The 8,272-nt window shown below is 32.1% G+C and carries 9 protein-coding genes; 3 read left to right on the forward strand and 6 right to left on the reverse strand.

All coding sequences use genetic code 11. The features are described from left to right. The first annotated feature begins 562 nt into the window (after nt 1–562). On the forward strand, nt 563–841 hold the full coding sequence (locus EV143_RS21105) for a winged helix-turn-helix transcriptional regulator (RefSeq protein ID WP_133509889.1): 279 nt from the start codon (nt 563–565) through the stop codon (nt 839–841). A gap of 278 nt (nt 842–1,119) precedes the next feature. On the opposite strand, the gene EV143_RS21110 is transcribed toward EV143_RS21105, so the two are convergent. The 5 genes from EV143_RS21110 to EV143_RS21130 form a co-directional block, all read right to left on the reverse strand. Continuing rightward, nucleotides 1,120–1,431: a HipA N-terminal domain-containing protein gene (locus EV143_RS21110; RefSeq protein WP_133509890.1), complete on the reverse strand. Its 312-nt coding sequence runs from the start codon at nt 1,429–1,431 to the stop codon at nt 1,120–1,122. Then, entirely contained in the window at nt 1,428–1,637 is a 210-nt protein-coding gene (locus EV143_RS21115; protein ID WP_133509891.1) for a helix-turn-helix domain-containing protein, read from the reverse strand. Before EV143_RS21115 ends, EV143_RS21110 begins: the two co-directional genes overlap by 4 nt. 954 nt (nt 1,638–2,591) lie before the next feature. Beyond that, complete coding sequence (locus tag EV143_RS21120; protein ID WP_133509892.1) at nt 2,592–3,308, reverse strand: response regulator; 717 nt, start codon at nt 3,306–3,308, stop codon at nt 2,592–2,594. Nucleotides 3,309–3,515: 207 nt separating this feature from the next. Further along, nucleotides 3,516–3,920 (reverse strand): VOC family protein, encoded by a 405-nt coding sequence (locus tag EV143_RS21125; protein ID WP_133509893.1) that lies wholly within the window; start codon nt 3,918–3,920, stop codon nt 3,516–3,518. A 50-nt stretch (nt 3,921–3,970) separates the two neighbouring features. Further along, the gene (locus tag EV143_RS21130) at nt 3,971–4,702 is read right to left on the reverse strand and encodes a helix-turn-helix transcriptional regulator (RefSeq protein ID WP_133509894.1); all 732 of its coding nucleotides are present in this window, start codon (nt 4,700–4,702) and stop codon (nt 3,971–3,973) included. A gap of 774 nt (nt 4,703–5,476) precedes the next feature. Here EV143_RS21130 and EV143_RS21135 point away from each other — a divergent pair. Together EV143_RS21135 and EV143_RS21140 are read left to right on the forward strand one after the other, a co-directional pair. Continuing rightward, nucleotides 5,477–6,313, forward strand: coding sequence for a DUF6585 family protein (locus tag EV143_RS21135; protein WP_133509895.1), 837 nt, complete (start codon nt 5,477–5,479; stop codon nt 6,311–6,313). 204 nt (nt 6,314–6,517) lie between these two features. Then, the gene (locus tag EV143_RS21140) at nt 6,518–7,186 is read left to right on the forward strand and encodes a hypothetical protein (protein WP_133509896.1); all 669 of its coding nucleotides are present in this window, start codon (nt 6,518–6,520) and stop codon (nt 7,184–7,186) included. 543 nt (nt 7,187–7,729) lie between these two features. Here EV143_RS21140 and EV143_RS21145 read toward each other — a convergent pair. Next, on the reverse strand, nt 7,730–8,272 hold a 543-nt coding region (locus EV143_RS21145), incomplete at its 5' end, for a M13-type metalloendopeptidase (RefSeq protein ID WP_133509897.1).

Raw genomic sequence — 8,272 nt, forward strand, 5'->3', positions numbered from 1 at the left:
ACTTTTAAACTACTTTTTAGACACCTTTTTGAGTTCATTTATACTGCTCACTTTTATCCAGAATTAGGTGCTCACTTTATCCAGAATATCCAGTTTTAGCGATAATAAAAATAAAAAAGTATCGAAAATTATTAACTTGTATATATTTAGCATATTAAATAATACAAATATATTCGATAATGTTTTATTAAAATAAATTTGTTGCTTATTTCTTACATGATATTAAGTTTAATAGATATTAGAACATTTTATATGGATTAAACTGCCTGATTTTTTTCTCTATAAGATAGGTTTGCCCATTATTAAAAGTATCTTCAAAATCTTTATGGTGATTGGATTTAGAGAAATAACTGCAGGGATTTCTTTAAGTTCTTGATCATTCTTTATTTCTGCTAGTGCATCGTTATAAAATAATATCGGGTTTCGATCCTGCCCATCTTCGAGGTGCCAACCATTCTTCCCCATTCTCTACGTGAGGACGGCACAAGGAACCTTTGTTGCATTAAGAGCTTCTATAAATAGTCCTGGATCATCTTTATCATCTTCATCCAAAATTATTTTTTTGGCTTTTTTCCTTTTAAGTTTTAGGGTATTTACAGTAACTCTTAGAAGATCTTTTAACTTTGAAAAGTGGGTAGATAGCTTAACCAATAATAGAGTAATAATTCTTAGGGAAATACATAATAATTCTAAAATAACTAAAAAACAACTAGAGAAAGCAGTAAACTTAAGTGCCTCTGCAATAGATAATAACATTGAAAAACTTAAAGACATAGGATTATTAATCAGAGAAGGAAGTGATAAAGGTGGCTATTGGAAAATTAATTATATACTACCATAGGTGGGTAGAAAAGTAGGTAGAAAACTAAAAATCTATCAAGTCAAACAATTTGACTTTCTCAAAAAAAAAAAAAAGACTAACTTTGCCTAAATGGGCGCTTAATTTAGGTTGAACACCCTGTATAGATAATTTACTTGCTCTGTTGACTGCTTCTTGCCTCTGCTCAGAAGCTGAAAAGGGAAGATTATGAAACGACACAAGTTTAGGAGACAGCTTTTTCAATCCTTCTCTGCTGTATAAGTCATCCCCGCATGGTTCGTACGTAACAGGACATCTATTCATGAATCTGCGGGTTTATCTGTTACTGCTCCCACCAAATCATTTCCCGTAGCTATAAGCTGAGAAAAGTAATCTTTGTTATCTATTTTATTTATTTTTAAAAGCCCGTCCAGCATTATTCCTTCTGGAAGCAGACCTTCAAAAAAAGAAGGAAAACTTAAAAAAGAATATTTTTTATGCGAAACAGGCATAGTGAGAGATACGGGATCGGAAGCATAATCATCATCATATGCAAATATATATCGGCCACCTTCTTCCTCTATAAGCTGCCCTGCCCTGCTATCATGAACATAAACAATTGCTTTTCTCATCTTTTATTTTTTAAAGGACTAATAAACCTCACTTCAATATTCAGAACTTTCAAAATCGCTTTTAAACTATCCCATCTGACTGACTGTTTATTCTTTTCAATATCAAATACTGTAGTTTTGCCTATACCGGCTAAATCTGCTAATTCCAGCTGCGTAAGGCCAGCGGCTTTACGATTCGTCTTAATAAATAAATCAAAATCATTCATAATTACTGCTAAAGCGGTAAATATGAATATTTTTTTTTAATAAAAAGCCATCATAAAATTAAATTTTAATTATATTTTACTGCTTAAGCGGTAAAAAAGCACAGACAACGCCCAATCTTTAATCTTTATTGAAGAATTTAGATAAAATTACCACTAAGACAGTAAAATTTCTATTACTCTTCAAATCATTTAACAAATTAAAGTGGATTGATCTTCTTGCCACAAAAAGTTAAGGCGAATTTACAGTTGTTTTGCCTGTTTAAATTTATGGTGAAATAAAGTATTAGAATAAATAAAATCTAGGATAACATACAACTTGTAAGATTTTAATTATTTCTATGGAATTATTTAATATACAAGGTATCAATTGATACATTGAAAAAATTCATAGTGTTTACCTAAGATTTTAAATCGCTTTCATAATGGTATTCTTATTTTAATGATAAGGCCTCTTATGATGTTTTTAAATCGCTAAAGAAGAAAATTTACTATAGATAAATTTGCGGAATAATTCCGTTAAGCAAAATAGCTTTAATGCTTAATAGTAATGAAATTACGTTTACTATATAACACCAATGAAAGAAGAAGGAAGCTACAACATACTATTACCGATATGCCAACCACCCAGATCACTTATAAATCGTTTTAATTAAATATTTTGGAATATAATGCTATTCATCTTGGATATTCTTACCTCCCTCTCGACAGCGTTGAGAGAAATTCACAGTGAAGCAAATAAATCTAAATGCAAAAGTGTATAGTAATTACCATACTAATGCCCACATCACTAACAGCAAAGTCCATCGGAAACACTTTTTTGATATAGAAATTTAAATCTGGTTAATTGAATGTTTTATAAAAAAACCACTCTTTATTTACTTTTATTATATTCATCATCTTTGCCAAAAGTAAAGTTTCTTTTATTATCAAATACCCAGACATAAAGAGCGCTTCTCATTCTTTACGGGATAGACTCTTTTCAGAAACAAAAAACATATTTTTTACTGGGTTAATTATAGGTTTGGCCCAGTGAAGAAAGAACACTTTCTTTAGAATCATCACAAAGCCGTTAAAAGAATTTGGTTTCTGTATATAAAGGTCTGCTCCCTTATCAAAGGTATCTTCAATATCCCCAGGGTGGCTCCAAGTGGAGAGCATAACCGTCGGGATATCCTTAAGCTCCTTATCGCCCTTTATCTCCTCCAGTGCCTTCTTGCCGTCTTTAACTGGCATATCGATATCGATAAAAATAATATCTGGATCGGGCTGGGATTTATCTTTTAAAGTGTCCACGAGCTCTTGCCCGTTTTTGACGGTGACCACCTCAGAGTTGACTTCTGCCGCATCCAGTGCATCGATGAATAATTCCTGATCGTCTTTATCATCTTCGGCCAAAATAATTTTTACCTGCTCTCTTTCTTTTGAGTCTTCAGGAGCTGTGGGGGATTTTTCAGAACTGATCATCTTTAAGCGGTTTAATGTTTCAAAAGTACATATAAATACGTAATAAAAATTTGGATCGGTCAAAAATGATAAAATGAATAAAAACTTACTGTATAATTGCGAGGGTTTATACAAAACACCATTAATCTCTATCTGTACTAAATCTCCTGTATCTCCTGAACGAAGGTCTTCCGTTTTCGTTAAAAATATTATTTTTACCGGGTTCAAAATTATAAGAAGTAATGTTTATAGTGTATTCAGAATAAGTTGCGTTTATATCATCAAGCAGTATTCCTGGGGTTATTGTTTCATCTGACCCCTACCACGGTACCACAAGAGTCGGGAAAATAATTACAAGAATTTGCAAACTCATCACCAGAGTTTTGTCCATACATACAACTGGGAATCCAAAAATTATGGATTAATAGATATTCTCTATGCGAATTTTCTTTTTGCTTCATCACTTACAGGAGTAAAAAAGTTTATCAAATTCCCATCTGGGTCACGAAATAGTAAAGAACGATTACCCCAAGGCATTGTAGTTGGCTTCTGAACAATTTCACTTGTTAAACCTTTAATTAATTCGTAATTATCATCAACATTCTCAACAAGAAACTCTATTATAATGCTTTTGTTAGTTGCAGGTTTTGCAACATCATTTCCGAAAAAAGCCAATGTTCGTGTACTTCCAATTGCCAAGGTAAAATATCCGGATACAACCTCTGCAAAGTCATCTGTTGCCCATTTGGCTTTTGTTCCTGTTGCATCCTCAAAAAATTGAACCAATCGTTTTATATCAGCGGTGATAATTCTTAATGATACTAAATTTGTTTTACTCATCTTTCTTTTATTCTGTTTTAAATTAATAATAGCACAAAAGTAGAATGGCATTATGACAACGGTATGTCAGGCATACTAAAGTTTTTTTCTTTGGTGTCCAAAAAATCTTTTAGTGTTAGCTCGTGTGGTTCAAACGAAATTTCAAGTGGTTCAATTTTTAAGATTCTATCTAATCGAAACATCCGGTAATCATTCCTTAATAGGCAAAAAGCAATAACCAACCAATTCTCTTGTAAATTATAGTAGAAAGCAAATGGCTCTATGTTGCGTATAGTTGTATTATTATTTTGTGCTGATTTATAGGTAATTTTCAAAACTTTAAAATCTGTCAAGGCATTTTGTATCAAAGCCAATGAATTACTTGTGTTTTTGTTTGGAATGGAAGGACTAATGGCAATTCTTTTGGAAAGTAATTCAGCCTTGTTTTTTGTTGAATATAATAAAACGGCCTTTATTTTATTGATTGCATCTGTATATTCTTTTATAAGAGAACTATCACTATTTTTTTGAACCAATTGTTCTATTGTTATTAAAGCATTTGCTTCACTTTCAGTAAACATAACTGGCGGAATTCTATATCCTTCCATTAGTGTATATCCTTTTCTTTCTTCTGCAATTATCGGAACACCTGCTTGTTCCAAAGCTTTAATATCTCTATAAATTGTCCTAACACTTACATCAAACTTTTGGGCAAGAGTTAATGATGTAACAATTTTCTTTGTTTGTAGAATAGTCAGTATCGCTGCAAGGCGAGAAAGTCTTTTTATATCATTACTCTCCATTTTTACTTCATTTCATATAGGTTTGGTGGTGTAACCTTGCCGCTAACCTTTATATATCCTCTATTTGAATCGCATATCTGACTCTAGGTAATGTATATGTGCTAAATAATCAAGCATAGCGGCTTACAATACTACAAAAAAATACCCTAAAATTAATATTTTTGAGTAAATTGAGATTACTATTCGAGACAGTCATATTCTATAAGGTCCTTCTCTATGTCCTTCTCGGTTATATGCGATTTAGGTGTTGTACTGGCTGAAGAACAAACCTACAAGCGATTACTGGACGTGACTGTCAGTTGCTATGGTTGTGGGTTTCTCTTTGAAGAGACTCGCGCCAATGCTTCGGGATTTCTCGATGCTAAAGCATCCAAAGCCGAATTTAATAATATGGTGGTAGTACAGATTGAGATAAATCTAAAATTAAATTTAAATCAATTGTGCTTCGTCGTAAAACCTTTTTTTGCACAACTGTAATTAGAAATAGAACAATTGGGTTCAAATTTACATTGCTTCAAAGACAAATTGGGCTCGATGCAGCCGTAGCAATGAAATCCTTTGTGAGAGGCGACTGTTTACAAAAGAACTATTCCTCTAATCCACCTTTGTAGATACTAAATAGATATCACTATATCCAGCAGTAGATGTTATCTATATATAAAATCTACTTTTTTCCCTGCTGCCATTACTACTTTTGCTATAATTAAAACCATTAGCAAAGAACACTTTCAAAGATTTTGATAGTAGTTTAATCAATGTCAAAATTTATAGATTATGAAATCAAGTCCTGAGTTAGGTACGTTTATTCGAAAATGCGCAGTATCACAAACATTTCTTTATTTTTCATATGTAATACTTGTTTTATTTACAGCAATAAGCCTTTTTATTTATTTTAAAGCAATTATACCCGTTAATGAAGGTACTATGAACTTTTCAGGGAATGTTAGCATTTTATATTACTGTATCGTTTTTATTATGGCACTCGGCCTGACTATATTTACAATAGCACTTTATCTGTCAAAAGGATCTGTCTTTTATTTATACCAAAATGCTATTGTTATAGATAATAAAGGCAGTAAGGAAACTTTATATTTTAAGGATATTCAGGATGTTTATTTGTTTACTTCTGGCAAACGTATATTTGACATCAACAATATTGCAATTCGAGAAAACAGCACAACTCAATGGCATCCCATTTCTGCAAGATATTCAAATATTTATAAAGTAATTGCATTTATACGATCAACACACCGTTCTGTCAATGTGCCCATACTTTTGAAAAAACTAAAAGACGGTGAAAGCGTGACTTTTAATTATGTCGAATTTAAAGATTTAGCCATGAAACAATTTATGGCTATAAATACCAATTCGTATTTAAATATAAAAACGAAAACTATTTTCTTATTTCAGGATAAATTAGTGTTTGATTCGCAGGTTATTTATTTTAAAGAAATTCACCGTTTTTCTATTACTGATTTGACAAATCAAATACAGCTTATCAATAGTGATAACGAAACAGTGTTTAAAAAATCATACAATTCCGTTTTTAGCGCCGATACTTTTACAGCACTTTTGGATGAACTAATCAATAAGAATAAATTTAAAGACTAATACTTCACACCCATCCATTATTGATTTACAGGGCTTATAGAATTAAATTTTCCTATAAACGACCTAATTACCAAAATTAAACTCAGAACGTATATGTTAATTTTTATTTATCAAATTATAACGAAGCCTTTACAAACAAAACCTATCATTGACGAAGTATGTCTTGTCTGCAATCATAAAGACACAATAGATTTAACGCTGTACATGAGATATATCGCGATGGGAATACCTCTATTTGGAATGGGCAGGCGAACCGGCGTTGTCTGCACTAACTGCGGAAATATTCTTAAAAGTCCGGATAGCTCAATATTTGCCAAAAAAAGATACTCAACAACGGTAGCTCAAGCGATTACTGATATCAGACACAACCATAAAAGAACCTTGTGGCAATTGGTATATCCGTGGTCAATTTGGTTTTTTATGCCATTCCTGATCTTAATATTATGGGGAATTACTTCGATAAATAAAAAAAGAAACAGCGAAAAAGCAAAAGAATATAAAGAATTGCTAATGCATCCTAAATCGTTAGATATTTATAAATCAACATGGGTAGAAAATAGTATGTCCACAGGAGTATTGGTAAAATTAATGCGTATCAATGGTGATACTATGTATATTGTTAAAACCAAAAAATATATTCCCTTTAGTTTTTCTGAAGATGAATGGAATAAACTTGAGGCAGATCCCGGGTCATTTGAGAGTAAGGAATATAAAGTAAAGAAATTTTCGGCATTAAAGGAGGCAAATTATGGTGACTTCTTCATGTTTAATACTGATGAAAACGGAAGAGAATACCCTAAATATCTGGGCGAGGTACTTAATAGTGAATGCGAAATGGACTTGGGCTTTGAAACTATATATCGCAAAAAATAAATTTTCTGTTATTTAAATGTACAATTAGAAAATGCTGGAGAAATATATAAATTTCCTTGTCTTTTTGTAACAAAGCGTATATTTTTTTGAAACTTATAAGCGTACTAGCAATGGAATAACTGTCATAGGCAGTAAAAGAAATAAACCTTAATTGTAGTATTTAGAAAAAACCTCTTCAAATGAATAGGTTTTATTTTGATGCAAATCGGGAATTAAAATCTTTTTTGCCACAAATATCTCAATTCATTTTTCTATTAAGTAATAAAATTTATTTAGTAAAAACTTGTTGCACACAAACACAATAACTAATTCCCATCAATCCCCAACAGGACATCCACACCAAAATTGTGAGGACATCTAAAGAGAGCCTCTACCTCCAGTAAGTCAATCTCCTCAATTCCTCCATAAAATGGTTTGTAATCTGTCCCTTTGGGGGTCACAAAATTAAAATTCTATTTCTAACGAAATGTTTTTTATGTTTTTATTACTTACCTTATGTATTAGGATTAACAGAAAGTGACCTTAAAAGATTTTGTCTTAGCACTACCAAATTATTATTCTCTCATTCTTCGGCAAAAACATCTTATCTCCAGGTTTTACATTAAATGCTTCGTAAAAAGGTGTTGTATTCATTAGCGGACCATTAACACGCCAGTTTGGCGGAGAATGCGGATTATTGTTAATCCACAAACGCAGGAACTCGTCTTTCATTTTTACCCTCCATATTTTGGCAATAGAAATAAAGAAGCGTTGGTCTGGTGTAAAACCGTCGATTTTTGTGTTTCCCTGCCCTTGTTGGGTCATTTTAAAAGCATCATAAGCAACTGCTATTCCGGCAATATCCGCCGTATTTTCGCCAACTGTCATTGCGCCATTAATGTGCAGGTTGTCTAAGACAGTATAAGTACTATACATATTGATCACCTGTTGTATTTTGGACTTAAACTTAGCATAATCCTCTTTTGTCCACCAGTTTTTTAAGTTACCATCTTTGTCATATTGGGCACCCTGATCATCAAAAGTATGGGTTATTTCGTGACCTATAACCATTCCAATACCTCCATAGTTTAATGCATCATCTGCATT

It is taken from the genome of Flavobacterium chryseum (assembly GCF_004362015.1).
GTDB lineage: Bacteria > Bacteroidota > Bacteroidia > Flavobacteriales > Flavobacteriaceae > Flavobacterium.

Bases quoted from the DNA above. Each gene is read 5' to 3' on its own strand.
- EV143_RS21115 (WP_133509891.1), bottom strand. From the start codon at position 1,637: ATGAATGATTTTGATTTATTTATTAAGACGAATCGTAAAGCCGCTGGC.
- EV143_RS21125 (WP_133509893.1), bottom strand. From the start codon at position 3,920: ATGAGTAAAACAAATTTAGTATCATTAAGAATTATCACCGCTGATATA.
- EV143_RS21130 (WP_133509894.1), bottom strand. From the start codon at position 4,702: ATGGAGAGTAATGATATAAAAAGACTTTCTCGCCTTGCAGCGATACTG.
- EV143_RS21110 (WP_133509890.1), bottom strand. From the start codon at position 1,431: ATGAGAAAAGCAATTGTTTATGTTCATGATAGCAGGGCAGGGCAGCTT.
- EV143_RS21140 (WP_133509896.1), top strand. From the start codon at position 6,518: ATGAGATATATCGCGATGGGAATACCTCTATTTGGAATGGGCAGGCGA.
- EV143_RS21135 (WP_133509895.1), top strand. From the start codon at position 5,477: ATGAAATCAAGTCCTGAGTTAGGTACGTTTATTCGAAAATGCGCAGTA.